Below are 25,550 nucleotides of genomic sequence, written 5' to 3' on the forward strand. Positions count from 1 at the left end.
TTCAACGGGTGCGCAACAAGCGCCGGGCACCGAGGGCTCCGCAGGCGGCGAGCACTCCCACTGCCACGGCGCCGTGGTGCTGCGACGACCACAGCTGGATGCTGCGCGACCTGGAGACGTCGTCGAAAACTCCGTGAGCTCCGTAGTCGTGGCCGTTCGAATCGGCCGGTTCCCACAGGTTGTCGGCACGGTGCGGGTCGTGGACACCGGAGTTCTGCTGGGCCTCGTACCCCTTCCGCGCCAGGTAGCGGTCGAGCAGCCCCGGTGCTGCCGCGTTGGCCAGCAAGGTCTTCACCGTGCTGCCGCCCACCCAGTACTCGCGCCGGTGCGGGTGGTCTCCGGCGTGCACGACGGCCCGGGCCGCCACCTCGGGCTGGAATATCGGCGGGACCGGCTGCGGGTGGTCGCCCAGCCGCGAACGCACCCATGAGAACTGCGGCGTGTTCACTGCGGGCAACTGCACCATCGTCGTGCGCACACGGCTGCGGTCGTGCAGCAGCTCGACGCGGAGCGCCTCGTTGAAGCCCTGGATGGCGTGCTTGGCGCCGCTGTAGGCCGATTGGAGCGGAATTCCGCGGTAGGCCAGGGCCGACCCGACCTGCACGATCGTTCCCCGGTCGCGCGGGCGCATGTGCCGCAGCGCGGCCATCGTGCCGTGCACGCAGCCGAGGTAGGTGACTTCGGTGACGCGCCGGAACTCCTCGGGGCTGATCTCGTGGAACGGGGCGAACACCGACGTGAAGGCGTCGTTGACCCAGACGTCGACGGGGCCGAGCGCGTCTTCCACCTGCTGCGCGGCGGCGAAGACCTCCTCGGAGCCGGCGGCATCGACCGGGATGGTCAGCGGCGTGCCGCCGGATCGGCGCACGTCCTCAGCAGCACCGTCCAGGCCGCGGCGACCGCGGGCCAGCAGCGCGACCCGGCACCCGCGCCTACCGTATTCGCGCGCCACCGCGCGCCCGATGCCTGCGCTCGCACCCGTCACCACGACGACGCGCGGCTTCCGCCCGGTCCGCACCATCCGCCCCCTCCGGTTTCGTCGACCACCCGACTTCCCCGCGGGGCACTATCCGTAAACGGCATCGCCAGTGCAGGCGCCCGCAGCAGCGGCACTGGCCCCGCGCCGCGTTGGTCACTGCTGCCGCTTGTCGGCCTCCGCGTGGTCGGCGAGCTGAACCAGTGCTTCGGCGAGCTCGGTCAGCTGGTCGGGTTCGGCGAGTTGGCGTGCCTGTTCGAGGGGTAGGTCTTCCATGGCCTGACAGCGGATGCTGACCCGGTCCTCACCGGGCTCGCCCTCGACGTCGGTGCGGGTCAGCCGCAGGACGATGCCGCCGATGCTGACCCGCGGCCCCACGTGGATCACCCAATCCGATCCCGTGTGGGCGAACAGCCGTTCCTCCAGGTCGGTGTCCTGGCACCAGTGCGGGTGTTCGATCTTGCGCGCGCCCATCGTGATCACTTTCCGGCGGTGGCGGACGTGACAACTGAAGTATGCGCCCCCGGCCGCCCCGGGCACGGAGCAGAAAGGGCTGGCTCTCCACCGCGGGCCGAGCGGGTGAGCCGCAACGGCCGGAACGTCAAGGCGATGCGTCGGCCAGGACGGCGACCGGCATGATGATGCTCAGCAGGGCTAGAACTCCGGCCGCGATCACGAGCCCGGAGTGCAACGACAGCAGGGCACCGCCGAAGCCGACCACGAACAGCAACGCCGTCAGCGTTGGGCGCGACCGCGGCGCACGCCGCCGGTCGCCGCTGAACTTCCGGAACTTCTGGTCGAGCTCGGGAGATTCGCGCTGCAGGTGGCTACTCCACTTCCTGCAACTCCCTGCGCTCTCGTCGGCGCACCGCAGAACCTCCCGCAGCACAAGGGCGTCCCTCCCGTCGAGGTCCGCACCCACGGGTGTTCCCGGAGCGAACGGGGGCAAACGCCCGGGCCGGGTGCCGCTGGTCAGGACTTCCACTCGTCGCGGGCGTAGCGCCGCAGGTTGGCGACGAACGAGTTCAGCTCGCCCGTGCCGAGCCGCACGACGTCCGAGAAGATCTCGTCGGCCGCGTCCGCCTCCTGGTTCCGCACTGCCAGCCCGAAGCGGTAGATGTTGAGCAGCGACCTGAGCTCCGGTCGCCATTCAGCCGGGTCCGCGTCCCACAGGCTGATCGGCGCCGTTCCCTCGTAGTGGCCGAGCAGGGCGAAGTACGCGCACATCTCGAACACCCCTGCGAGACCGTACTTGACCCGCACGGTAGCGACGACGCGTTGCGTGTTCGCGTCGTCGGCCGTCAGGGCCTCGGCCGCGCAGGACCGCACCCGCTCCTGGCAGTCCGGGCTCAGGTACTCCCGCACCGGGCCAACGTAAACCCGCTGCCACCCACCCGGCTGGGCGCGAACCACCGACCAGGTGATGCGCGCGCTGCTCAGCCGCGCCTCGTTCCGGTGCGTTCGCTCGGATAACGCCTGGTCAGCCGTGGTAGGGCTCGATCTTGACCACCTTCACGCGCATGGTCCCCCCACCGGGGAGACCGTACTCCCGGACGTCGCCCTCCCGGGCTCCGAGCAGCGAGTGCCCCAGCGGCGACTCGGGCGAGTAGACCTCCAGGTCTCCATGCGCTCCCGCAGCTCGCGTCGCGAGGAGGAACGTCTCCTCGTCCCCGTCCTGGTAAGCGACCGTGAGGAGCATCCCGGGCTCGACCGATCCACCGGACGACGGGTGTTCCTCGATCTTCGGGTTCTGCAGCAGCTGTTGCAGCTGGCGGATCCGCGCCTCTTCGTCGGCCTGCTCCTCCCGGACCGCCCGGTACGCGTCGTTCTCCCGGAGATCGCCCTCCTGACGGCGTTCGTTGATCTCGGCGGCGAGCACCGGCCGGTGCGCCAGCAGCTCCGCCAGCTCGCGGCGGAGCGTGTCGTAGGCGTCCTGCGTCAACCAGACCGCTTGCGGCTCGTCCACGCCCATTGCTCCTCACCGACCACTCGCGCCACGACCGGATCGAGTACCGGCCGCCGGGAACCCGTCCCCCTCCCGGGCCGGGCCCGCCCTCGTCGTTGCCGGATCAGCCCCCTCGCTGCCTCACCTTGAAGAAGTTGCTCGGACTGCCGCTCTTCAAGTGCTCCTGGTACACGAACTCCAGGCCTCGCTCGTCGAAGGTGTTGAACCACTCGTCCCACGACACGTGCTTCAGCTTCTCACCGCCGTAGTCGGGGAAGTCGATCTCCAGGACGCCGAGGTGGTCACCGTGCTCGGTTCCCGGAGCGGTGGCGGGCGTGCCACCTCGCTCCTCCGCCCAGCGGCGGATCACGGAATGATCCTGCGTGGTCAGCGATTGACCGGCGTGCTCTTCCTGATCGTCGTTCTGCGCTGCCATGTCGCACCTCCCAACACATCCGCTGGCCGGCACCGAGCGGGAAACCCTCTCCAGGAGCGGCGACCCACTCCTCCTCGACGTGCTCGCGGATGCCCTTCTCCGAGCTGCCGTCACTCTCCTGCCTTCCCCCGAACCGACGGTCTAAACGCCTTGAAGAGCGGTTGCAGAACAGCTTGCGGCGCGGAGCGTGGGCCTGGGCCTGGGCCTGGGCCTGGGCCTGGGCCTGGGCCTGGGCCACCCTCCCGGTCGGCGGAACTCCTCCGGCAGTTGCCCCGGTTTCGCGTGTTCCACGCCGTTCCGCCGGGAAACCGGAGGTATGAGGAGAGATGCACTCCGCGGGGCGCTCGCCGGAGCAGCGGGGACCACCGCGCTCAACGCAACGACCTACTTGGACATGGCCCTGCGGGGCCGTCCTGCCAGCCGGACTCCCGAGCAGACCGTGCAGAAGATGGAGGAATGGCTGGGAAAACCGGTGTCTTCGGACGGGACGACCGCCGCGAACCGGCGCAGCGGGATCGGCGCCCTCCTCGGCATCGCGGCCGGGCTCAGCTCAGGCGCCCTCTACGGACTCGTGCGCTCGCGCTGGGAAGACCCACCCGTCACCGCGCTGGCGATCGGTGCCGGTGTGACCGCCAATCTCGTCGGGACGGCGCCCATGGTCGCGATGCGCGTCACCGACCCGCGCGAGTGGCCGGCCAGCTCCTGGCTGATGGACCTGATCCCCCACCTCGTCTTCGGGTTCGCAACCGCGGCGACCTTCGAACGGATGCGATCCCGCCCTCGATCCCGCTCGAGCCGCTGACGGCATGACACCGCCCGGAAGCCCTAGCAGCCGCGCAGCGACCAGAGCAGCCGATGGTCTGGCCCTGTGACGCCGCAGAGCGGTCAGTCACCGAGATCTCGCCCTAGCAGAGTGCGTCGCCGAGCGCGAGCGCGCAGAGCCATCCCCCGACGGCGGACGGCTCAGTTCCGCTCGCCTTCGCAGTCAACGGCGACACGTGCGGAATGGCGATCTCGACTGCCGTGCGGGAGCCTTCATCGGACGGCGAATTCCCTTGGATGAATTGATGTTCAACCACACCAAGCGACTTCAGTTCGAAGCCAGGCCGGAGAACCCCGATCCGGTCTACGCGCACAAGCTCCAGGAGTTGATCGGAGGCGCTTGGGGCGAGATGACCGTGACCATGCAGTACTTGTTCCAAGGCTGGAACTGCCGCATCGAGGGCAAGTACAAGGACATGATCATGGACATCGCAACCGAGGAGATCGGGCACGTCGAGATGCTCGCGACCATGGTCGCCCGCCTCCTGGAGGGAGCGCCGTCCGACAAGACGGCGCAAGCCGCGGAGAACGATCCGGTGCTCGGCGCGATCATCGGTGGCATGGATCCGCAGCAGGCCGTCGTCGCCGGTGGGGCCGCTCTTCCCGCCGACGCCAACGGCTACCCGTGGAACGGCCGCTACATCATCGCCAGCGGCAACCTGCTCGCGGACTTCCGGGCCAACGTCACCGCCGAGTCGCAGGGAAGGCTGCAGACCGCTCGGCTGTACCACATGACCGACGATCCGGGTGTCAAGAGCATGCTCAAGTTCAACCTGGCCCGCGTGGGACGAAGAAACGATGCTGCAGAAGGCGAAGCGAACCGTCACCGGGCGGTGAACCGCCACCTCCCTAGGACCCGCTGTCGGCAGCCGACCCGTGGGAACTGCGCCCGGGTGTGGTCCCCCGCTGGAACAACGCGAACATCCACAGCAACGACGGGATGAGCAGCACTGCGCCGATGAGCGTCGTCACCAGCACCGCGTGCAGCACCGTCGGCTGAGCTGCGGCGCTTTCGATGGTGGTGTCCGGGAGCAGGACCAACGGGTACTGGGCGACGGCCCAGCCCCAGGGCAGTGCGGCGACGGCCACCGCAGCGGAGAGCCGGGCCGGGAGGTAGTTGCGCCGCAGCAGCAGCACCGCGGAGGCCAGGCCTGCGACAGCCGAGATGACGACCAGCGGCAGTCCTGGACCGATCAGCCCGCGGTACAGCGCCGGTGAGTCGATGAGCAGGACCGCGATACCGGCCAGCGCGATGACGCCGGTTACCGCACCGGTCGCGATGCCCCGGCTCCGGAACTGCTCGGCCAGCGGTGCGGCACCCGCCCGCCGCGCATCCGCGCACAGGTACACGGCCGCCAGGTAGGCGGTCGTCCCGACGGCCAGCGTCCCGGCCAGGAACGAGGTGGGGTTGAGCCAGCTCGTGATCAGGTCACCCGCCGCGATGCCCAGGGGCACGCGCCCGGAGGCGATGCCGCCGGCGACGGTGCCCAGGAAGAACGGGGTGAGCACCGAGGAGAGCGCGAAGCAAGCTCCGTAAGCGCGCCGGTGCCCGAGCTCGGCCGAGGCCTTCCGGAAGGCGAACGCGGCGCCGCGCGCGATGATGCCCAGCGCGACGAGCATCAGCGGTACGTACATCGTCGACGCCACCGAGGCGAACACGCCGGGGAATCCGGCCCAGCAGAGCACGATCACGAAGATCAACCAGACGTGGTTGGCCTCCCACACCGGTCCGATGGAATGCTCGATGAGGTCGCGCTGCTCGGCGCCGCGCCGGCTGCCACCGGCCAGCAGATCCCAGAAGCCCGCCCCGAAGTCCGCGCCTGCGAGCAGCACGTAGGCGGTCACGCCCACCCACATGGCGCCGATCGTCCAGTCGGCCGCGGTCATGGCAGGTTCATCTCCTCACCCGGTTCTTCCTGCGGGGCGAGCGGAGCGCGGATCAGTCGCCGGAGCACGGCGACGGTCGTCACGGTGAGCGCGGCGTACACCACCCCGACCACGAGCAGCCCCACCGCCAGGCCTGGCACCGGTGTCACCGCGTCGGCGGTGCGCAGCACACCCCACACGATCCAGGGCTGCCGCCCGACCTCGGTGGTGATCCACCCGGCTTCGAGCGCGATCGCGGCCGCCGCACCGGCCACCGCCGAACCCCGCAGGAACCAGCGCGAAGCGGGCAGATCGCGCCGACGCCACCACGCCACGGCCAACCAGATGCCCAGCAGCAGGAGGAACACCCCGATGGCCACCATCACCTGGAACGACCAGTGCACCACGTTCACCGGTGGCCGGTCTTCGGGTGCGAACCGGTCCAAGCCGATGATCAGCGCTTGCGGGTCCCAATGCGCCAGCAACGACAGCCCGTGCGGGATCTCCAGCGCGTAGCGCATCTCGCCGTCCTCGTAGAAACCGCCGATGTGCAACGGCACCGCGTGCGAGGTCGCGAACACGCCTTCGATCGCGGCCAGCTTCGCGGGCTGGTTCGTCGCCAGGAACTTCGCCGCCCAGTCGCCCACGGCGATCTGCACCGGGGTCAGCGCGGCCGCCGCGGTGAACGGCACCAGGAAGCCCAAGCGGTGGTACCGATCCGTGCGACCGCGCAGCATGGCCACCGCGTACACCGACGCCATGCCGTAGCCGGCCACCATGAACGCCGCGATGATCATGTGCACCGTCTGCGGCGGCGTGGCGGGGTTGAACATCGCGGCCCAGGGCCGGACGCCCACGACTCGGCCGGCGTCGAGGTCGAAGCCGCGCGGCTGGTTCATCCACGCGTTCGCCGCGACGACGAAGAACGCCGACGCGATGCCGGCCAGGCAGACCGGGATGCCGGTGAGCACGTGCACCCGCGGTGGCAACCGGTTCCACCCGTAGAGGTAGATGCCGAGGAAGATCGCCTCGATGAAGAAGGCGAAGCCCTCCAAGGCGAAGGGCAGCCCGATGACCTGGCCGTAGGTGTCCATCATCCCCGGCCATAGCACGCCCATCTCGAAGCTGAGGATCGTGCCCGACACCGCGCCGACGGCGAACAGCACCCCCATGGCCTGGGCCCACCGGTGCGCCAACGCCAGGTAGGTGCGGTCACCTCGGCGGATCGCCCGCCACTCGGCGAACACGGTGATCGCGGGCATCCCCACGCCGAAGCAGGCGATCACGATGTGCCAGCCCAACGACAGCGCCATCTGAACCCGCGCCGCCACCAGGTCCGCCGGGGTCGCCGCTCCGGCGAACACCAGATCGGGTAGCCCGCTCACCCGCAACACCTCCACACCGCCCAGCCGCGAAACTCCCGCGAACCACGTCAAGCAGGGGGTTCCCCTCCACTCCGCCGGGCACACGGGGCGGAGTGCTCAGTGCCCGGAACAGCGCCGTGGCCCTCCGGGGAAGGCGGAACCCCAGTCCCGCGGTTCGGTCGTCACCCGGGAGCCCGGCACTGCCCGTCTACAGTGGATGACCCCGGCCGCTGGCACGAACCACGTTGACCGACGAGACGGAGTCGGTCAGCACCCTCGGGGCCGGAGGTGCCGCGAAGCTCCGGGAAGTGCTTGCCGCTTCCTTTCCAGGAGCGGGTGGAGACGGCGATCAACGCGGGCGTGGGAAAGGGTGCGACCGGCGATCTCCGCGCTGCGCAGCGATTGCGGGGATTGGGCAGTTGTGAGGCACTGCAGGAGTGGACTTCTGGAACCTCTGGATTGGGAAACGGGCGTGAACAGGACGAAGACGGGCAGACCTCGACGGCCGGACCGGCCGCAGACCTCGAAGGAGGTCTTCCGGCAGGGCGCTGTCCACGGTCTCGTGGCGGGTGCCGTCGGTGTCGTCGCCATGACGGTCAGCGAGAAGCTGGAACAGCGCCTCACCGGTCGCCCGAACTCGCACGTGCCGGGTGCCACGATGGCGGCGCTCATGGGGATGCGGCGGGAACCGACGGGCATGAACCTCCTCATGCACCTCGGCCAGGGAGTGCTCCTCGGGGCGCTTCGCGGCGCGATGGCCCACGCCGGTTTGCGGGGGCCGTTCTCCTCCGCCATGTTCGCGGTCGTGCGCTTGACCAACGATCAGACGCTGGAGAACGCGACCGGAGTCGGTGCCCCGCCGTGGACGTGGCCGCGTGATGAGCTCGCCGTCGACCTGTTCCACAAAGCGGTGTACGCGATCGCGACGGGACTCGTGGCGGACCGGCTTGCGGCGCGCACGGGCGCGGGGCCCGGGCAGCGCCACGCGCAACGCGTTCCCGGTCGTCACGCTCACGTGGGGCCGCCGCCGAACTGATGATGTCGGTGGGCACGGGTGCGCCCGCATCGGCGAGCAGGCCGAAGTCCTCGAAGCCGCACGTGCGGCGGGCGGGACGTCACGGGTTCGATGTCGGTCATGGTCCACTGTGTACTCCTGCGCACCGGTCGACGTGATGCCCGCAGCCTTGCCCGACCGGACGACGCGGCGCCTGCCGTGCTCGTCGCTGGCTGGTCGTCACCGTCGGACAGGGCTGTCGCTCTCGTCGGTGTTCTGCCACCGGCGGACTCCGGCTCCCTGCGCGTAGGAGAGGTGGCCGCCGAGTGCGCCGCCGATCGCGATGGTGAGCGTTCCGAGCGCCATCGAGACCTTCGCCGAGCGGGCGCCGGGCCGACAGCACAGCGAAGCGCCGAAGAAGGCCGTCGAGACGACGTTCGCCGTCGCGTGCAGCGCGCCGACACGCCGTTGTCGCGCGTCGAGGTGGGCGAAGTCGGCCAATCCCGCGACGACGGCGGGTGGCACGGCGATCAGGCCGAGTGCGATCAGCCACCTGGCGGCCTGGCGGTTTCCGGTGCAGAGCTCGAGGACAGGTGCGGACACGCACGCACCGATCGGCACGGTGACCAGCAGGGGGTGGACCGGGTGCCCGAGCCACGCACCGCCGAGCAGCCGATCGGCGCGCGTACCGCTGATCGTGCGCCGGACGGCGCGGGCCACGGCCTCCGCTGGCCGCTCCACCCATCGAGCGGACTCCGCTGCTTGCAGAACCTTGCGCACTGCCATGGCCCCGGCTACCCGGACGGCCACGCGGCTATGCCAGGCCCCCGCATGCTGGCCAAGCTCCTGACGCGCTTGTGTGGGGCTGTGTCGGGCCGGGTATGTCCAGTGGTCGACGTCGAGGTCGTCCGCAGGACCCAAAGGGAGGGATTCTCCGTGTTGCGCAAGCTTTCCGACGCAGGTCTGACATCCGACATGTTGTTCGCCGCCGGTTTCGCCTCGATCGGGTTGAGCGTCCTGTCGTGGGCCGTCTCGCAGCGAGGCGAGAACAAGGGCGTGGACCGAGCTGACCGATGGGGAATCTTCGTCGGTGAGTGGGCGCCGACGTTCTTCGCCCTGGGCGTGGGGCTTCGCCTGGAGGAGGACAAACCCCGTCGGTGAGGGGCGAGATGCGTGCCCGCGTGCGGGACGGGGTCACCGGTCTTCGAACTGAGGCGGCCTGAAGCTGCAGACGCTTCTCCGCGCTGCTGGAACCCGTTGCCGCTCCTCGCACAGGTCATCCCTCAACGCGCGGCCGAGCGCACCGGGTGTCCGTCCCGGTGCGCCCGGCCGCTGAGGACTGCTCTCGACCCGCGAGGATCGCAATCCCCGGGTCGATCCTTTTGTCCTTCCGAGCAGCCGGGCACGCCCCAGAACATGGCTGTGCGCAATGGGAGCCCTCAGATGAGCACCGATCAACGCGTCGAGAAGCAGGTGGTCGTCGGGCTGATCGTCGATCCCGGCATTTCGCGCTCGCTGGCGAGCAAGGTCGTCTCGGAGCTGCCCGGTGCGTTGTCGGGAGCGGCCGGTGAGCACATCGCCTGGGATGTGCACATGGTGACCAGGAAGCTCACCATGGACGCAGGTGGCCGCATACCGATCGAGCAGTACGCCGGGCAATGGCTGGCCAAGGAGGACCACCCGAGCCGGACAGCGCCCTGCTGTACAACATCGCGACCGTGATCACGCTGTTCATCGGCGTGACCTGCCTTTACATCATCCTCTTCGTCGTGACCCTGGTCGCCGCGATCGCAGTGATCGCTCCGACGTACCTCACGTCCGTTCTCGGGCATCCGACGACGTTCGGCGATTACCTGCACCTGGTCCGGCTGGCCACGTCGCTGGGAACGGTTGCCGGTGCGCTGGGCGCCAGCCTGGAGACCAGGGAGGCAGTGCTGCGCGCCACCTACGGTGGCCGGGAACGCGAGCGGCGCGCGCTCGCACTGGAACGCCAGAACCGCGACAGCGACTCGTAGCCGCCGCAACACCGCCGGGTGCTCAGGACAGGCTGCGCGGGTGCCTGTCCAGATCCGTTCCGCGTCGTGGTGCGGGCAGGTCGGGCGCCAGGGCATCTGCCGGAATGATGCGCCGCGCGGTCACAGCGCCCGCTTCTTCCGCCAGCACAGTGCAGTAGGCGGTGGCGTAGGCGTGTTTCACCAGCAGCGATCGCGCTTTGTGCTCGGGTGCGGTCGCGGGCAGGATAGCGGTTTCCGGCAGCTGGACGTCGAGCACGGCCGTTCCGTCGTCGTTGCGGTTGGCTCGCCCGGTGCACCGCAGCCAGGCGGCCAGCGGGTTGCCTGGCGGGCCGACGACGACTTCGATCCGGCCTCTGCGAGCGAGCTCGGCAGCGGTGCATCGTTGCGCGAGTTCACGAGCTGCGTGGCGGCCGGCCGCGTCGGCTGCGATGATGATGTCCTCCCAATCTCCGTCGCACAGGACTGTGGAGTCGTCCACGGGAAACATCTGTCTCACCGCCCAAGCTGATGACCCTCCCTACGTGGCTACCCGCAGGCCCCGTCGGCAACCTGGCTGGGCAGCGGCCGTGAACCGGGACCATTCCGCCCCGCCAACGAGACGGACATTGACCGGGAAAGCCTGACCGTTGACGCACCGCGAATTCCGAACACCGCGGACGTCGCATGAATCAGAAGTCCCATTGCGCTGCGCGGGGATCCACGTCGACCGCGTTCGGGGTTTGACCACTGCGAATTCGGGCATTCCCGGAAGGAGTGCTGATTCGGACTTCGGAGGTGCCCGAAGACGTGGATGCTCCCTCTTCGCAGCGGATGCTGGAAATCTACCTCAACGATCACCTGGCGGCCGCCACCGGCGGTGTCGCACTGGCACGTCGAGCGACCCGGAACAATCGTGACGCGGCGATCACGCCACGCCTGGCGGCTGTCGCCCGCGAGATCGAGCAGGACCGGCGTTCCCTCCTGGCGATCATGCGGAAACTCGACGTGCAGGTCGCCCGTTACAAGGTGGCCATGGGCTGGGCAGGAGAAAAGGCCGGGCGGCTGAAGCTCAACGGAGGCCTGGTGAATCGGACGCCGCTGAGCGATCTGATCGAACTGGAAGCCCTCGTCCTCGGAGTGCAAGGCAAAGCGGCGGGCTGGCGAACCCTGCTGACGATCGCGGAGCGCGAGCCTCGCGTGAACACCGACATGCTGCGAAACCTCCTCACCCGCGCACAGCAGCAGTTCGACGAACTGGAAAGCATTCGCGTGCAGATCGCATCCGAGATGACAACATGACGGCGGAAATCTGGGCAGCGCACGACGCTCAGCCGGTCTGCAGCTCGCGCAGCCGTCCGGACACCGTGGCCAAGGCCCGCTCCAGCGTGGTGTAGCAGTGAAACGTCTCGGTCGACTCCGCAGCGATCAGCGCCCGCCGCAGGCAGTGCACGTCGCCGGTGACCAGCCGCAGGTCCACACCTCGGCTGCCGGCCTGGCGGTGGGCGTGCAGCAGGAGCTCCAACCCCGCCACACCGATGAAGCTCAGCCCGGACAGCTCCAGCACGACCGTGTCGGCCATGGAGGACAACCGGGTCGCGAGCAGCTCGTGCAGGCGGGCGGCGGTTCGGCGGTCCAGCTCGCCGCCCACCCGGATCACCACGGATGTGCTCGTGGGACGCGAGCACCGCAGGTCGAGGCCCGGATGGTGCCCGGGGCGATCGGGAGTTACCCGCGGTGACCGAGCACCTGGCGAGAGTTCAGGTGTGCTCATGTGGCTGCCTCCAGACAGGGCAGCCGGGTGACGGACCGACGATCCACTACGACATCCCTGTCCCGGCCGGGACAACAACCCCGAAACGAAAAACCGGCGGAATCACTCCGCTGCCGCGTTCGGTGCAAGGGCGTGCCCCCACCGTACCTCGCTCTCGGCCCGCTCTCCCGGTGGAGGGCCGACGTCACGGCGAGGAGCCGCCGCTCCCAGCACCGGGCCGGATCTCGACGGTCTCCCCTCGCCCGAGGTAGGTGACCTTGTCCTGCAGGCCCCTGCGGCGCACCTCCGCCTCGAAGTCCTCGAGCGAGGACTTGAACACGGTGTAGTCGTCGGTGTGCACCGGAATGGTCGTCCTCGCGGGAACCACCTCGAGGAGGTCCGCGCCCTGTCGCGCGTCCATCGTCACCAGCAGGCCACCGGGCAGCGTGGTCCCGCCGAGGTGCGCGACCACCACGTCGATGTCCGGACAGCGCCGCGCGATCTCCCGCACACCGTCGAACAGCAGGGTGTCACCGGTGATGTAGAGCCGGAAGCCGACGCCGTCACCGACCGAACCGAACTCGACGAGGCTGCCCATGACCGGCGGCAGGAGGAACCGCGCCGGGCCGGGCGCGTGCAGCCCGGGCAGCGCGGTCACCCGCACGAACTCGTCGTGCTTGAGGAGGTTCTGCGACTCCCACGTGCGCAGCCCGGTCGCCCGGCGAAAGCCGTGCCAGCCCTGCAACCGGCGAGCGGCATGCGGGGTCGTCACGATCGGCGTTCCGCGATCGAGCTTCCGGCGGACCGCGCGGTCCCAGTGGTCGCCGTGCAGGTGGGAGAGCAGGACCGAATCGATGTCATCCGGCAGTTCCTCGATCTGGATGGCCGGTTCGCGGAGGCGTTTCGACACCAGACCGTGCCCGAGGTACGCCAGCTCGCCGGCGTGCAGGAAGTTCGGGTCGGTGAGGAGGGTGAACGAGCGCCACCGGAGCAAGGTCGTCGCGTTGCCCACGAACGTCACCGACACCGGATCACGGCTCTGCCACATCGGCCTCACCTCAGCACCTTCGGCCCGTGCGCACCGCGGCCCGTACCGGAATGCCCTGCCGCTGCAGCGGTAAACACGACCGCGGTTCGGAGCAGAACCGGCCGGCGTTTCCCGTCGCGGTGCCCGCGGCCATCCCTGGGGCATGTCCGAGCAGAACTCGTCCGAACCGGATCCGGAGCCCGACCGGACTCCCGGTCTCGACGACGGTGGATCGGTACCACCGGGTGAGACCCCTCCCGAGTCGGCGTCCGCGACCGAAGGCCTCTCGCACACCAGTCGCCCCAGCGCGCAGGCCTCGAAATGGGTCTGGCTGGCCGCGATCACCATCGTGGTGCTGCTGGTGGCCGCGTTCTTCGTGTTCCTGGCAGTCGGTTGGGTTCGCTGACCTCTTCGGGATTCAACATCAGGTAGTTGGGTATCCACGGGCCGCGATGTGCTGTACCTAGGTCAGGAGGTGGCCATGGCGAGCTTGCGGAGCAAAGCGGTCATCGCCAAGTACCGGATGACCCGCCGAAAGCGGATCTTCGCCGACGCTCGGGCTCTGCGGCAGAGCGCCGAGAGCAACCAGACCGAGACGTCGCAACTGCCGGACTGGGTTCGCGCGAAGTTCGACGTGACCGGCCGGGATGTCGACGGCCACCGCTGCTACACGCTGCGCCCGCGCACGTCTGCGGGACCGGCGCACATCTTCTACCTGCACGGCGGCGCGTACGTGCACCAGGTCGAGTCCGCGCATTGGAACTTCCTGAACAGGCTGATCGACGTGACCGGTGCCTCGGTGACGGTCCCCCTGTACCCGTTGGCCCCGGCCCACAGCTACCGCGAGACGATTCCCATGGTCTGGGAGTCCTACGAAGCCACCGTCGGTGCCGAGGCACCGGAGAACCAGGTGGTCATGGGCGACTCCGCTGGTGGTGCTCTGAGCCTGTTCATCGCTCAGCGGCTGAAGGCCCGAGGCCGACCGCAGCCCCAGCGGGTCGTGCTGATCTCGCCCTGGCTCGACATCACCGTCACCGACCCGTCGATGACCGAACTGGACCGCCACGATCCCTACCTCGGCATCGAGGGGCTGCGCGAAGCCGGTCGTCTCTACGCGAGGGGCCTGGATCCGCACGACCCGCGTCTGAGCCCCATCTACGGCGACCTCGACGGCCTGGCGCCGCTCAGCGTGTACGCGGCGACTCGCGACGTCCTCCTCGCTGATGCACGGCGGCTTCGCGAGCTCACCGCCCAGCGCGGAGTGCGGATCGACTACGAGGAGTACCCGGGGATGTTCCACGGCTGGATCCTGCAGTCCCTGCCGGAGGCGCGGGATGCGACCGCCCGGATAGCGAAACTCGTGAACGTCCCGTCACCGGCGCACCGGTAGCGGACCCGCGCAGTCAGCCCGAACCAGGTCGAGCAAAGGAGATGATCATTCCTTCCGAACGCGCGTCTTCTGCGGCAACGCCCGAGCCGAAGAACATCTTCGTGCTGGGGATGGACGAACTGAACCTGGACAGCCTTCGACGGCTACCGGGGCTGGAGGGATGCAGGTTCCACTCCTTGCTCGACTTCGACGAGCTGGTCGGCCGGAACCCGGCCGGCTTCACCGAACTGCTCTCCCGCGCGCAACGACAGCTGGAGCGCTTCGACGGCGAGATCGATGCGATCACCGGCTACTGGGACTTCCCGGTGAGCTCGTTGGTGCCGATCCTGTGCGAACGGTTCGACCTGCCCTCCCCACCGCTGGAGGCGGTGGTCAAGTGCGAGCACAAGTACTGGAGTCGGCTCGAGCAGCAGAAGGTCACCAGCGCCCACCCGGGGTTCGGACTGGTCGACCTGGAGAACAACCCGACGTTGCCCGTCGGGCTCGGCTTTCCCGCGTGGCTGAAACCCGTCAAGTCGTTCTCCTCCGACCTCGCCTACAAGGTCACCGGCAGCGCGGAGTTCGACGACGCCGTGACCAACATCAGGCAGGGCATCGGCAAGGTCGGCGAACCCTTCGAAGAGCTGCTGGACCACCTGGATCTCCCTCCGGAGATCGCCGAGGCCGGCGGCCAGGCGTGTCTCGCGGAGGAAGCCGTGACGGGCCGCCAGGTGACCGTGGAGGGCTACAGCGCTCACGGGGAGGTGCGCGCCTACGGCGTCGTCGACTCGATCAACTACGAGGGAACGTCGAGCTTCCTGCGCTACCAGTACCCCTCGAACGTGCCTGAAGCCGTGCGGCTCCGGCTGGAGGACATCTCCGTGAGGCTGATCGAGCAGATCGGCCTGACGCCGAGCACGTTCAACATCGAGTACTTCTGGGATCCCGACACCGACGCCATCAACATCATCGAGGTGAACCCGAGGCTGTCCCAGTCGCACGCCCGGCTGTTCGATGCCGTCGACGGGGCCCCCAACCTCCAGTGCATGGTCCACCTGGCGCTCGGGGAGCACCCTCGACTGCCCCGCGGACGGGGCGAGCACCGCGTGGCGGCCAAGTGGTTCCTCCGCCGGTTCACCGACGGCGTCGTCCGCCGGGTTCCCGGCGAGGAGGAGATCGCGGAGATCGAGCGCGACCTGCCCGGCGTCACCGTCCAGGTCATCCCCGGCCAGGGCGAGCGGCTCTCCGACCTGCCGGGTCAGGACAGCTACAGCTACGAACTCGCGGACATCTTCATCGGCGCCGACGACGAAGCAGAGCTCAACGAGCGCTACCAGCGCTGCGTCGACGCCCTGCACTTCGAATTCGACGAATAGGCGACAGCGGCGCTCGGCAGCGCGAGCCGCTCCGAGCGCCGCCCCCTTCACACGTGGTCACGCGGGATGGATCGCTGCCAGTTCCGCGAGAAGATGCGCCGCCCGTCCTCGTAGGCGTCGAGCTCGGCGTGCAGGTGGAACTCCTCCGCGTCGCAGGTGAGCACGGTGCGGGTGACCGTCTCCACCTGCCAACCGTCGCGGGCGAATCGCAGCGTCCACTCGGCCTGGCCGCTCACGGAGCCGAAGTCGTCGCCGACCCAGCCGTAGCGCTCGTAGCACCGGCGAGCGATCTCCAGCCCGAGGCCCTCCAACCGGATCACACCCGCATCGCCGACCACTTCGAGCGCGGACACGTAATCGGCGAGGTTCCGCGACACCTGCCAGCGCTCCTCCCCCGGCCGCAACTGGGTCTGGAGCACCGGCGGAGCGCCTTCGGGCTCGCCGAAGGGCACGGCCGGGAGACGATCCGGCGCGGAGTTCGGCCGCACCGGCAGGCCGACCGAACTCAGTCCGCTGTAGACGCTCATGCACACCGGTTCCGGCGGCGGCCACGCCAGCGGCCAGTACGAAGTCGACAACGCCAGCCGGATCTTGTGCCCCCGAGGGAAGGCCTGCGCGCACGCATTGAGCTCAACCCTGACGCGGTAGCGCCGTCCCGGTTCGAGGGTGCGCGGCGACTCGTGGCCATCTCGGTGCGTGAGGTTCAGCAGGCCGTACGTCACGCGCGTGGCCCGACCGTCCGGTGCCACGTCCGAAAGCCGCGCCGCGACCATCGCCACCGGCTTGTCCACCTCGAATTCCAGGTCGACCGACGGCGAACCGAGGATCTCGCAACGCTCCTGCAGCGGAGCGCTGTCGAAGACCAGCGAGCCGCCGTCCTCCTCCCGCTGGTCGTACGGAAGATCCGGTGGTGTGTTGTAGGAGCACCACTTGCCCGCGTACTGGCCCACCGACAGCGGCGACATCACGTTGAGCGGGCGCACCGGCACATCGCGACCAGCGGGCTCCAGCGCGTTCAATCCCAAAGGGCATTGCTGCACGTGCACGTCCGGCGACGGCCACGTGGTTTCGCCGACCCAACGCCCCGGCCGCTCTTCGTAGGACGTGGACGGCGGGACGCTGTCCTGCATCCACACGTTGAGCATCGGCCCGTCCATCACGCCGTTGTCGATGCCCTTGAGCCACCGGTCCCACCAACGCACGAGCTGCTGCAGGAATCCGATCGCGGGCCCTGGCTGGCCGAGGTGCGGATAGGTGTGGGACCACGGTCCGACAAGTCCTTTTCGGGGTGCGTCGAGGGATTCCATCAACCGGAACACCGTGTTGGTGTAGCCGTCCGCCCATCCGCTCACCGCGAGCACCGGGCATTCGACCGCCGAGTAGTCCTCGCAGACGGAGCCGTGCCGCCAGTACTCGTCGCGAGTGGGGTGGCGCAGCCACTCGTCGAGCCACAACCCGCTGCCATCCAGCCGGTCCAGCCACATCTTGCGCCACGACTCACCGACCAGCTCCGGGTCGGGAGGGCACGAGTTGTACGCGAACATCGTCGAGGCCCACGAGAGGTTGTCGCCGAGCAGGCAACCGCCCATGTAGTGGACATCATCGGCGTACCGGTCGTCGGAGGAGCACACGGTGGCGATCGCCCGGAGCTCTTCAGGGCGTCGAGCGGCGAGCTGGAGGGCGTTGAACCCGCCCCAGGAAATCCCCATCATGCCGACTCGTCCGTCGCACCAGGGCTGTTCTGCCAGCCACTTGAGCACGTCTTCCCCGTCGAGCAGCTCCTGTTCCAGGTACTCGTCGGTGAGCACGCCTTCCGATTCGCCGCTGCCCCGCAGGTCCACCCGCGCGCACGCATAGCCGTGCCCTGCGATGTAAGGATGGTGAATCGAGTCGCGGGGAGCGGTGAAATCCCCTTTTCGGTAGGGAATGAATTCCAGCACTGCTGGGACCGGCGACTCCTCGGAACCGACCGGGCGCCAAATCCTCGCCCCCAACCGGGTGCCGTCCGACAGGGGCACCCAGACGTGCTCCTCTTCCGCGACGGTATGCGGCAGGTCGGTCACCGTCCTCATTAGTCACCCCAATTCGCCGCGCGATGGCGGTCCGGAAACATCTCCAGGTGCGCCCTACCCGATACCACCGGTGCAAAAACGAACTCGCGTGAAACTGAGGAACACCGACCCGCTGGGCGAGTTCGCGCTGAGCCATGCGCAGGAAGAATCGGCTGTTCAGGGCCGACCGGCGACCCCGCAGCACGAGCTGAGCCCGCGCCGTTCCGGCCCTGCTGCGTACCAGCACCGGTGTTCGGGTACCCGGCGAGGAAAGCGGCTCCGGCCGTTCAACCACGTGAACGAGGGCGGTGCAATGGCAGCTGAGGGCGTGACGGCGCTGCGGACTGCGGGCGGGGAGTACCGCGTCGAGGTGCGCCAAGCCGAAACGACCACGACCCACCGGGTGCTGTTCTCCCCGGAACTCCTCGACCAGCTCAACGTCGCGGCACCCGATGAGGAGCAGTTCGTGGTCGAGTCGGTCAGGTACCTGCTGGAGCGAGTACCGGCCGCGGCGCTGCCCCAGGAGATCGACCTGGACGGGCTCCCGCACGAGGACATCGGCTACCTGCCGCACGTCCGGCGGCGCATGGTTGTGGGCTGAACCCGTCAGTGCGGCGAAAGCGGATCCAGAGGGAAAGGAGGCAGCCGATGGTGAAGTACGACCGACTGCTCGACGACATCGGCAGCAGGACCGGTCTCGGTGCCGGTGAAGCGCGTGCCGCCGCCGAGGTGACCGTGACCGCGCTCGCCCACGTGCTCGACGAGTCGCAACGGGCAGTGCTGCTGGCGGAGCTGCCGGCGGAGCTGGCCAAGGACACCTCCGGCGAGACCGCGCAAGACCCGTCCGAGCCGGCCGACTTCGTGCAGCGGCTCGCGCTGCTGGGGCGCCGACCGCCGGAGGAGGCCCGCTACCGGGCGCAGGCGGTTCTCTCGTCGATCGCCGGCCAGGACCCGGAGCTGGTCGAACAGCTCGATCTGCCCGAGGACGTGCGCGCGCTCACGCGACCGCTGGACGCCGGGGGTGGCGTGACGGGCCCGACCGGTCACCAGCCGCGCCTCACCGATGAGGAGCTTCGCCAGGAGCTGGAACGGCTGCCGCAGTGGTCCGGGGACACCGACGGGATCTCCCGCGTCCTCGAGCTGCCACCGGAGAACCTGGACGCGGTGCTGGATCGTCTCGACGGCTTGCGCCGCAGGTCCGGGCGCGGACCGGACATCGACCGCAAGGGCGGCACCGCCGTGCTCACCTTGCGAACCAAGGCAGTGGGCGGGGTCACCCGGCTGGACGTCGATCTCGCTCACCGCGTCGACGAGGAGATCCAACGAGCCGGCGCTGGGATCTAGCGGGCGGAGCTTGCTCGGCCGGGTGCGTGCGGTGCTAGGTGGCTTGCTCCCCCGTCGCGGTCAGCTCGACGAGGTCCGCGGCGGCCAAGCGGACTTCAGTCACCAGCGCGGCGACCGGATGGGACAGACCGGTGGTCTCCAGGCGTGCCAGGCGTTCGGCGAGATCGTGCGCTCGGCGGCGATGTTCAGCCGAAGCGGGTGACTCGGCGAGGATCTCGACCGCCTCGGCCAACTCCGCGATCGACCGGGACGTCCACGACGGAACTTCGTCGTGCTGCCGCAGAACTTCCTGGGTGAGCCGGACGATCAGCACCACGCTCGCGTGCAAGGAGTCGAGTCCGCTGAGCCGGAGGTCGAGCTGTCGTGCTCGGCGCCGCTCCCGGCGACCGCGCAACGTCCGCAACGCGATCTCCCTGGTCGCCGACCGCGCCGCGTCGAACGCGGCCACGTCCTTGTGAGCCTCCCGCACGATGTTCGCGGTGTCCTCGGCCGCATCGAGGTCCGAATCGGCGAGCGCCCGGGCGGCGCCGCGCAGCGCCCTCGCGGCCGGGGTCAACACGGTGCGGGCGGCGTCGCTGAGCATGGCCATCGGTGACGGCGTGACCAGCACCTGGCTGACCAGCAGCGCGAGCGCGCCTCCGATCAGCGCCCCGAACAGGCGGCTGAACCCGCTCTCGGGAGTGTGCACGCCGACCACCAGCAGCGCGGCGATCCCGGCCTGCAGGATCGGCAACGGGTTGGTGCTGAACGCGGAGGCGAGGAACATCGCCACCGCGGTCGCCACCCCGATCTCGACCGGACCCGCCCCGGTGTGGCGGACCAGCACCTCACCGACCGCGACACCGACGAGAACCCCGCTGAGCATGCGAAACGCCCGGCGCCCCCGGGCACCGGGCTCGTCGATGAGGCTGACCACGGCCGCGATCGGCGCGAAGATCGGCGCCGGCTGACCCAGCAGGAGCTGGGCGAGCCACCACGCCACGCCTGCCGTCACCGCCGCCAGCAGCACCCGCACGGTGGTGTGGCGCACGCGCCGGCCGACCGCCCGCAGCACTGATCCCACCATCGACCGCCCCCGGCTGTCGGCTAGTCCTCGTTCAGGATGCCCGGTCGCGGAGCCCTCGACCCGGTGAGCCGACAGCGGCGATGCGGTGTTCCGCGCCCGAACCCCGGGTATGGGGGTAACGAGATGTCTCGGCTTTGGAGGCGGTGATGGGCCTACCCCCGCAGCAACAAGAACCACCCGGCGTGACGGGCCGGATGAACCCGGTGCCGGATCACGGCGAAACCAGCTACGTCGGCTCCGGGCGGCTGACCGGCAAGGCCACCGTGATCACCGGCGGCGACAGCGGCATCGGCCGGGCCGTGGCGATCGCCTACGCCCGGGAGGGCGCCGACGTGCTCCTGTCCTACCTCGACGAGCACGAGGACGCCGAGTCCACCGCGCGCTTGGTCGAGGAAGCGGGCCGCAAGGCGGTGCTGGTGCCCGGCGACCTCAGCGATCCCGCGCACTGCCGCGGCATCATCGACCGCGCCGTCGACGCCTTCGGCCGGATCGATGTGCTGGTCAACAACGCGGCGTTCCAGATGACGCGCGAGCGGCTCGAAGACGTCCCGGACCAGGAGTGGGACTACACCCTGGCGGTCAACCTCAGCGCGATGTTCCACCTGTGCAAGGCCGCGCTGCCGCACATGGGGCCGGGTTCCTCGATCATCAACTCGACCTCGGTGAACTCCGACATGCCGCCGCCGTCACTGCTGGCCTACGACACCACCAAAGCCGGTATCGCCAACTTCACCGCCGGGCTCGCGCGGCTCTACGGCCCGCGGGGCATCCGCGCGAACAGCGTCGCCCCCGGACCGATCTGGACCCCGCTGATTCCCGCGACGATGCCCTCCGAGCAGGTCGAGCACTTCGGCGAGGACGTCCCCATGCGGCGTCCCGGGCAACCCGCCGAGCTCGCAGGCACCTACGTCATGCTCGCCGCCGACGAGTCCAGCTACGTCTCCGGCGCCCGCATCGCGGTCACCGGCGGGGTGCCGATCCTATGAGGACGCACTGGTACCCGCTGCGGCTGTCCACGCCGATCGCCGCCCACGTCTTCGGTGGGCGGGCCATCGCCGATCGGCTCGGCCGCCGCGGGCTGCCAGGCGGTCGCATCGCCGAGACCTGGGAAGTCAGCGACGTCGAGGGCAGCGGGTGCACGGTTCTCGACGGCCCGCTGGCGGGCCGGACGCTGCGGGAGCTCACTCGAGAGCACCCCGAGGAACTGGTCGGTGGAGGCTGGCGCGGAGACGTCTTCCCGCTGCTGACGAAGTTCATCGATGCGACCGGCATGCTGCCGGTGCACCTGCACGCCGACGACGCCACCGCGCAGCGTCTCGAAGGCCAGCCCAACGGAAAGACCGAGGCCTGGCACGTCCTCGAAGCCGTCCCGGGCGCCACGGCCTACATCGGCGTCCGGAGAGGCGTGGACCGCGACACCTTGCGCGATGCGCTGCTGGACGAGGACTTCGACTCGGTGATGCGCACGCTGCCCGTCCGGCCCGGCGACACCATCTACATCCCGGGCGGGACGCTGCACAGCTTCGGGCCGAGCACGGTGATCTACGAGATCGAGCAGACCTCGAACATCCAGCAGCACGCCATGCCCTGGAACATGGAAGACGGCTCCGCTGTCGAACCGGATCAGCGCCGGGCCAACATCGAACGCCTCCTCGACGAGTGGGAACCGCACGCGCGCCCCCACCCGACACCGGGCCTGCGCCTACCGCTGACCACGGACTCCGACCGGCTCCTGTGCTGCGCCGGACCGTACTTCGCCCTGGAGCGCTGGCGTCTCGCCGCCCGCACCTCGTTGGAGCACGTTGTCGACCGCGCGTTGATCCTGAGCAACGCCGGCGCACCGACCCGACTGGAAACACCGGACTGGGCGGGCGAACTCGGCCCGGCCGAAACCCTGCTGCTGCCCGCGGTCCTGGGCCGCATCGTCCTCACCGGCCCGGCCGACCTCCTGGTCGGCTACCTGCCCGACCACGACCGCGACATCCGGCAGCCGCTGCTCGCCGCTGGATACGCACCGGAAGTCATCGCCGCCCTCGGCGGCGGCCAGGAGGGTGCCGGACCCGGCACATCGATCCCGGCGCGCGTTCCTCCCGGAACGCCGGGGCCGGGCGTCAGAAGTGCGTTCCGCCGTCGACGCGGATCTCGGTGCCCGTGATGAACCTGCCGTCCTCGGAGCCGAGCATGGCCACCACCGACGCGACGGTCTCCGGACCGGCGAATCCGTCGCCGATGGCCGGGCTCAGCTTCGCGAACAGGGACATGTCGGCGTCCTCGGGCAGGCCAGGCCCGACGCTGGTCCTGCTGGCGCCGCTGCCGTCGGTCATGCCCGACGAGATGGAGCCGGGTTGCACCGCGGTGAAGCGGATGCCGCGCTCGGCGTACTCACCGGCGAGGGCGTGCGTCATGGACTGGATGCCGCCCTTGCTCGCCGCGTAGGCCGCCATGTACGGGTGCGCGAAGGCCGCCGAGGTCGAGCTGAAGTTGATCACGGCGGAGTCGTTGCCCGCCAGCAGCGCCGGGATGGCTTCGCGGATCACCAGGAAGGTGCCCACCAGGTTCACCGAGAGGATCTCCTGGAAGTCCGCGAGGGACACCTCGTGGCTGTGGGCGGACCGCAGGATTCCGGCCGCGTTGACCAGGACGTCCAGGCCACCGAGCGCGGAGACGGCCTTGGCGACGACGTCCTTGACCGATTCCTCGTCGGAGACGTCGAGCACGAGCGCGGTGAGCCGGCCGGCGTCCGCACCGGCCTTGTGCGCGGTGTCGGCCAGGCCCTGCTCGCTGATGTCCGCCGCCACGACGCGGCCGCCTTCAGCCAGCACGCGGAGCGCGGTCGCCTGTCCGATGCCCGAGCCCGCCCCGGTGATGAGTACTCGCCGGCGTTCGTAGCGCTTCATGTCCCACTCCACGTCTTCGCTGTGCCGATCGGGCGCGGAGGAAGCCCTCCGCGCCGCGCCGCCGGGTGGATCAGGCCCCGAAGTCCCACTTGTGGCCCCAGTAGCTGTCGGCGGTGATCTCCTCCGCCGTGTAGGAGTTCTGGTCGACCAGCATGCCGTCGCAGCCGACCTCGAGGTCCCAGCCGCCCGGGGTCCGGACGTAGAAGGAGACCATCTTGTCGTTGGTGTGGCGGCCCAGCGTGGAAGAGACGTGGAATCCGGCCTCCACCACCCGGTCCAGCGCGCGGCCGACCTGGTCGAGATCTTCCAGCTCCACCATGATGTGCACCAGGGCGGGCGCCTTGAGATCGGGTGAGGGCAGCAGCGCGAGGCTGTGGTGCCGAGCGTTCACGCCCATGAACCGGAGCCGCACGGGGCCGTGCTCCGGCGGGGCGGGCAGCCGGAAAGCACCGCGGGGCAGGAAACCGAGCGTTTCGGCGTAGAAGCGGTAGGCCTCGTCGAGGTCGCTGACCGGGACCACGACGTGGCCCAGGCCCAGCTGACCGGTGACGAAGCGGTTGTCGAACTTCGTCGCCACCGGGCTGTGGTCCAGCGCCGGGCCGTGGAAGATCTCCAGCGGAGTGCCGCCAGGGGCTTCGAAGGCGATGCCCGCCTCCACCCTGCGGGTGTCGGCTTCCTCCGGCGTCAGCGGTTTCGGGGCGAGCCCGGCTGCTTCGACGGCGGACTGGACCCGTCGCAGGGCCAGGTGGTCGCGGACCTCCCAGCCCACCGCCTCCACCCTGTCCTCGTCGCCCGGGAGCACCACGATCCGGCCGATCCGCTCGTCCAGGCGCAGGTAGAGCGCGTCCTCCTCCGGACCGCTGCCTTCGGCGAAACCGATGGTGTCGTGGGCGAACTCGCGCCAGGCTTCGAGATCGGTGGCGCGGACGCGGACGTAGCCCAACGAGCTGATGTCGGTCATGACTTCCTCTCCAGTGGTGGATCGCGGTTCAGATCAGGGCCCGGAGCTGCTCGGCGGGCTCGATGCCCATCGAGGTCAGGGCGTTCGAGTGGTAGATCGAGCCGGGGATGTGGATGGCGTGCTGGAGGCCGACGTGCGCGTCGCGCCAGAACCGCTGCACCGCGTTGGTGCGGCGCACCGCGTTGCCGCCGGAGCGGGCGAAGATCTCGTCGACCGCGGACACCGCGCGCCACGCGCACCGGACCTGGTTGCGGCGCACCGTCGAGCGGTCCTCGAAGGTGATCGGTTCGCCCGCTTCGGCCCGGTCGTGGAGGCGGCTGACGCCGTCGAGCAGCTGCGTGCGGGAAGCCGCGATCTCCGCTGCCGCCTCGGAGATCGCGTAGAGCGTGTGCGGATCGTCGCGGACCCGGGTGCCCGCCGCCATCACCCGGTCCCGCTGGTACTCCAGGTGGCAGGCCAGCGCGCCTTCCGCGATGCCGACGACCGCCGAGGTGATGCCCAGCGGGAACATCGTCCAGAACGGCAGCCGGTACACCGTCTCGGTGCGGCCGGCGCGCTCGGCGGCCAGCTCTCCCCGGGCGACCTCCTCCGAATCGATCGTCCGGTACGCCGGGACGAACGCGCCGTCGACGACGACGTCCTTGCTGCCGGTGCCGCACAGGCCGATGACGTCCCAGGAGTCGTCGACGATCGTGTAGTCCTGCCGCGGCAGGACCACGTGCAGCACCTTGGACGGCTGGGCGGGCTTGCCGCCGGCATCGCCGACCAGCGCGCCCAGGAAGACCCAGTCGCAGTGGTCGGTGCCGGAGGAGAACTGCCACCGTCCTTTGAGGACGTAACCGCCGCTGGTCGGGGTGGCGATGCCGCTGGGCATGTACGGCGAGGCGATCCAGGTGTCCGGGTTCTCGCCCCAGACCTCCTGCTGGAGCTGCCGGTCCATGAGCGCCATCTCCCACGGGTGGACCCCGGCCACCCCGCACACCCAGCCGGTCGACCCGCAGGCCTTCGCCACCGCCATCACGGCTTCGGCGAAGTCCCGCGGATGTGCCGCGTACCCGCCGAAGTCGGTCGGCTGCAGCAGCCGCATGACCCCGGCTTCGCGCACCAGCTTGACGCTCTCGTCCGCGAGCCGGCCCAGCCGCTCGCTGTCCTCCGCGGTCGCCGCGAGCCGGGCTGCGACCTCTTCCACTCGGCGAACCACCTCGTGCGCCATGCCCGCACCTCCGGACTGCTCGGACGACCGCCTCCGCCACCGGTCCGCGGCGGTTCGATGAAGCTAGGACCGACGTGCTGACGGCCCCCACCCCCGCTC

General features: G+C 69.6%; 30 protein-coding genes and 1 pseudogene. 14 read left to right on the top strand and 17 right to left on the bottom strand.

The window, feature by feature from the left end:
- Position 1: 1 nt before the first annotated feature.
- The 6 genes from C4T78_RS04445 to C4T78_RS04470 all read right to left on the bottom strand — a co-directional run bounded on the left by C4T78_RS04445 (position 2) and on the right by C4T78_RS04470 (position 3,357).
- Positions 2 to 1,021: an SDR family oxidoreductase gene (locus tag C4T78_RS04445; protein ID WP_093346900.1), complete on the bottom strand. Its 1,020-nt coding sequence runs from the start codon at positions 1,019 to 1,021 to the stop codon at positions 2 to 4.
- Between the two features lie 111 nt (positions 1,022 to 1,132).
- Complete coding sequence (locus tag C4T78_RS04450; RefSeq protein WP_093346897.1) at positions 1,133 to 1,450, bottom strand: hypothetical protein; 318 nt, start codon at positions 1,448 to 1,450, stop codon at positions 1,133 to 1,135.
- A gap of 127 nt (positions 1,451 to 1,577) precedes the next feature.
- Positions 1,578 to 1,898, bottom strand: a complete 321-nt coding sequence (locus C4T78_RS04455; RefSeq protein WP_093346895.1) for a hypothetical protein — start codon at positions 1,896 to 1,898, stop codon at positions 1,578 to 1,580.
- A 50-nt stretch (positions 1,899 to 1,948) separates the two neighbouring features.
- Positions 1,949 to 2,341, bottom strand: coding sequence for a hypothetical protein (locus C4T78_RS04460; RefSeq protein ID WP_093346892.1), 393 nt, complete (start codon positions 2,339 to 2,341; stop codon positions 1,949 to 1,951).
- A gap of 115 nt (positions 2,342 to 2,456) precedes the next feature.
- Positions 2,457 to 2,942: a transcription elongation factor GreA gene (gene greA, locus C4T78_RS04465; protein WP_374703857.1), complete on the bottom strand. Its 486-nt coding sequence runs from the start codon at positions 2,940 to 2,942 to the stop codon at positions 2,457 to 2,459.
- A gap of 103 nt (positions 2,943 to 3,045) precedes the next feature.
- Positions 3,046 to 3,357 (bottom strand): hypothetical protein, encoded by a 312-nt coding sequence (locus tag C4T78_RS04470; protein WP_093346889.1) that lies wholly within the window; start codon positions 3,355 to 3,357, stop codon positions 3,046 to 3,048.
- Positions 3,358 to 3,796: 439 nt separating this feature from the next.
- On the opposite strand from C4T78_RS04470, the gene C4T78_RS04480 reads away from it, so the two are divergent.
- Positions 3,797 to 4,159 carry a hypothetical protein gene (locus C4T78_RS04480; protein WP_235863030.1) on the top strand — a complete coding sequence of 121 codons (363 nt, stop codon included), beginning with the start codon at positions 3,797 to 3,799 and terminating at the stop codon, positions 4,157 to 4,159.
- A gap of 265 nt (positions 4,160 to 4,424) precedes the next feature.
- Positions 4,425 to 4,961 (top strand): annotated as a pseudogene (locus C4T78_RS04485) (manganese catalase family protein); the annotation flags it as partial.
- Positions 4,962 to 5,028: 67 nt separating this feature from the next.
- On the opposite strand, the gene C4T78_RS04490 reads toward C4T78_RS04485, so the two are convergent.
- Together C4T78_RS04490 and C4T78_RS04495 are read right to left on the bottom strand one after the other, a co-directional pair.
- A complete protein-coding gene (locus C4T78_RS04490; protein WP_093346883.1) occupies positions 5,029 to 6,066 on the bottom strand; it encodes a cytochrome d ubiquinol oxidase subunit II in 1,038 nt (345 codons plus the stop codon).
- Positions 6,063 to 7,430, bottom strand: coding sequence for a cytochrome ubiquinol oxidase subunit I (locus tag C4T78_RS04495; protein WP_235863028.1), 1,368 nt, complete (start codon positions 7,428 to 7,430; stop codon positions 6,063 to 6,065). Before C4T78_RS04495 ends, C4T78_RS04490 begins: the two co-directional genes overlap by 4 nt.
- A gap of 568 nt (positions 7,431 to 7,998) precedes the next feature.
- Between C4T78_RS04495 and C4T78_RS04500 the strand changes: the two genes are divergently transcribed.
- A complete protein-coding gene (locus C4T78_RS04500) occupies positions 7,999 to 8,445 on the top strand; it encodes a hypothetical protein (protein ID WP_177247452.1) in 447 nt (148 codons plus the stop codon).
- A gap of 198 nt (positions 8,446 to 8,643) precedes the next feature.
- Here the strand turns inward: C4T78_RS04500 and C4T78_RS04505 are convergent, their stop codons facing one another.
- On the bottom strand, positions 8,644 to 9,144 hold the full coding sequence (locus C4T78_RS04505) for a DUF2231 domain-containing protein (protein ID WP_235863027.1): 501 nt from the start codon (positions 9,142 to 9,144) through the stop codon (positions 8,644 to 8,646).
- A gap of 195 nt (positions 9,145 to 9,339) precedes the next feature.
- On the opposite strand from C4T78_RS04505, the gene C4T78_RS04510 reads away from it, so the two are divergent.
- From C4T78_RS04510 to C4T78_RS04520, 3 genes are all read left to right on the top strand, one after another.
- Positions 9,340 to 9,564 carry a hypothetical protein gene (locus C4T78_RS04510; protein ID WP_093348449.1) on the top strand — a complete coding sequence of 75 codons (225 nt, stop codon included), beginning with the start codon at positions 9,340 to 9,342 and terminating at the stop codon, positions 9,562 to 9,564.
- A 282-nt stretch (positions 9,565 to 9,846) separates the two neighbouring features.
- Positions 9,847 to 10,125, top strand: a complete 279-nt coding sequence (locus C4T78_RS04515) for a hypothetical protein (protein WP_093346876.1) — start codon at positions 9,847 to 9,849, stop codon at positions 10,123 to 10,125.
- Positions 10,122 to 10,418: a hypothetical protein gene (locus C4T78_RS04520; RefSeq protein ID WP_093346875.1), complete on the top strand. Its 297-nt coding sequence runs from the start codon at positions 10,122 to 10,124 to the stop codon at positions 10,416 to 10,418. Before C4T78_RS04515 ends, C4T78_RS04520 begins: the two co-directional genes overlap by 4 nt.
- Positions 10,419 to 10,440: 22 nt before the next feature.
- Here C4T78_RS04520 and C4T78_RS04525 read toward each other — a convergent pair whose 3' ends face one another.
- Entirely contained in the window at positions 10,441 to 10,905 is a 465-nt protein-coding gene (locus C4T78_RS04525; protein WP_093346872.1) for a hypothetical protein, read from the bottom strand.
- Between the two features lie 287 nt (positions 10,906 to 11,192).
- Here C4T78_RS04525 and C4T78_RS04530 point away from each other — a divergent pair, with 287 nt between their 5' ends.
- Positions 11,193 to 11,696, top strand: coding sequence for a hypothetical protein (locus tag C4T78_RS04530; RefSeq protein ID WP_218161452.1), 504 nt, complete (start codon positions 11,193 to 11,195; stop codon positions 11,694 to 11,696).
- 28 nt (positions 11,697 to 11,724) lie between these two features.
- Here C4T78_RS04530 and C4T78_RS04535 read toward each other — a convergent pair whose 3' ends face one another.
- Positions 11,725 to 12,057, bottom strand: coding sequence for an STAS domain-containing protein (locus tag C4T78_RS04535; RefSeq protein WP_235863026.1), 333 nt, complete (start codon positions 12,055 to 12,057; stop codon positions 11,725 to 11,727).
- A 295-nt stretch (positions 12,058 to 12,352) separates the two neighbouring features.
- Entirely contained in the window at positions 12,353 to 13,195 is an 843-nt protein-coding gene (locus C4T78_RS04540; RefSeq protein WP_093346867.1) for an MBL fold metallo-hydrolase, read from the bottom strand.
- Positions 13,196 to 13,337: 142 nt separating this feature from the next.
- On the opposite strand from C4T78_RS04540, the gene C4T78_RS04545 reads away from it, so the two are divergent.
- The 3 genes from C4T78_RS04545 (at position 13,338) to C4T78_RS04555 (ending at position 15,919) form a co-directional block, all read left to right on the top strand.
- Positions 13,338 to 13,580, top strand: a complete 243-nt coding sequence (locus C4T78_RS04545) for a DUF6480 family protein (protein ID WP_093346864.1) — start codon at positions 13,338 to 13,340, stop codon at positions 13,578 to 13,580.
- A gap of 75 nt (positions 13,581 to 13,655) precedes the next feature.
- Positions 13,656 to 14,564 carry an alpha/beta hydrolase gene (locus tag C4T78_RS04550; RefSeq protein ID WP_093346862.1) on the top strand — a complete coding sequence of 303 codons (909 nt, stop codon included), beginning with the start codon at positions 13,656 to 13,658 and terminating at the stop codon, positions 14,562 to 14,564.
- Positions 14,565 to 14,605: 41 nt separating this feature from the next.
- A complete protein-coding gene (locus tag C4T78_RS04555) occupies positions 14,606 to 15,919 on the top strand; it encodes an ATP-grasp domain-containing protein (RefSeq protein ID WP_093346859.1) in 1,314 nt (437 codons plus the stop codon).
- A 47-nt stretch (positions 15,920 to 15,966) separates the two neighbouring features.
- On the opposite strand, the gene C4T78_RS04560 is transcribed toward C4T78_RS04555, so the two are convergent.
- Positions 15,967 to 17,991: a CocE/NonD family hydrolase gene (locus C4T78_RS04560; protein WP_093346857.1), complete on the bottom strand. Its 2,025-nt coding sequence runs from the start codon at positions 17,989 to 17,991 to the stop codon at positions 15,967 to 15,969.
- A 292-nt stretch (positions 17,992 to 18,283) separates the two neighbouring features.
- Here C4T78_RS04560 and C4T78_RS04565 point away from each other — a divergent pair, with 292 nt between their 5' ends.
- Together C4T78_RS04565 and C4T78_RS04570 are read left to right on the top strand one after the other, a co-directional pair.
- Complete coding sequence (locus tag C4T78_RS04565; protein ID WP_093346854.1) at positions 18,284 to 18,571, top strand: hypothetical protein; 288 nt, start codon at positions 18,284 to 18,286, stop codon at positions 18,569 to 18,571.
- 47 nt (positions 18,572 to 18,618) lie between these two features.
- Entirely contained in the window at positions 18,619 to 19,314 is a 696-nt protein-coding gene (locus tag C4T78_RS04570; RefSeq protein WP_093346851.1) for a DUF2267 domain-containing protein, read from the top strand.
- 34 nt (positions 19,315 to 19,348) lie between these two features.
- Here C4T78_RS04570 and C4T78_RS04575 read toward each other — a convergent pair whose 3' ends face one another.
- The gene (locus C4T78_RS04575) at positions 19,349 to 20,380 is read right to left on the bottom strand and encodes an FUSC family protein (protein ID WP_093346848.1); all 1,032 of its coding nucleotides are present in this window, start codon (positions 20,378 to 20,380) and stop codon (positions 19,349 to 19,351) included.
- A gap of 146 nt (positions 20,381 to 20,526) precedes the next feature.
- On the opposite strand from C4T78_RS04575, the gene C4T78_RS04580 reads away from it, so the two are divergent.
- Both C4T78_RS04580 and C4T78_RS04585 read left to right on the top strand, forming a co-directional pair.
- Positions 20,527 to 21,366: an SDR family oxidoreductase gene (locus C4T78_RS04580; RefSeq protein WP_093346846.1), complete on the top strand. Its 840-nt coding sequence runs from the start codon at positions 20,527 to 20,529 to the stop codon at positions 21,364 to 21,366.
- The gene (locus C4T78_RS04585) at positions 21,363 to 22,535 is read left to right on the top strand and encodes a class I mannose-6-phosphate isomerase (RefSeq protein WP_218161451.1); all 1,173 of its coding nucleotides are present in this window, start codon (positions 21,363 to 21,365) and stop codon (positions 22,533 to 22,535) included. Before C4T78_RS04580 ends, C4T78_RS04585 begins: the two co-directional genes overlap by 4 nt.
- On the opposite strand, the gene C4T78_RS04590 is transcribed toward C4T78_RS04585, so the two are convergent.
- From C4T78_RS04590 to C4T78_RS04600, 3 genes are all read right to left on the bottom strand, one after another.
- Entirely contained in the window at positions 22,492 to 23,277 is a 786-nt protein-coding gene (locus C4T78_RS04590; RefSeq protein ID WP_093346844.1) for an SDR family NAD(P)-dependent oxidoreductase, read from the bottom strand. The genes C4T78_RS04585 and C4T78_RS04590 overlap by 44 nt on opposite strands.
- 70 nt (positions 23,278 to 23,347) lie before the next feature.
- Positions 23,348 to 24,238, bottom strand: a complete 891-nt coding sequence (locus C4T78_RS04595) for a VOC family protein (RefSeq protein WP_093346841.1) — start codon at positions 24,236 to 24,238, stop codon at positions 23,348 to 23,350.
- Positions 24,239 to 24,266: 28 nt separating this feature from the next.
- Positions 24,267 to 25,451: an acyl-CoA dehydrogenase family protein gene (locus C4T78_RS04600; RefSeq protein WP_093346838.1), complete on the bottom strand. Its 1,185-nt coding sequence runs from the start codon at positions 25,449 to 25,451 to the stop codon at positions 24,267 to 24,269.
- Positions 25,452 to 25,550 lie beyond the last annotated feature (99 nt).

It is taken from the genome of Saccharopolyspora kobensis (assembly GCF_900108315.1).
Lineage (GTDB): Bacteria > Actinomycetota > Actinomycetes > Mycobacteriales > Pseudonocardiaceae > Saccharopolyspora > Saccharopolyspora kobensis.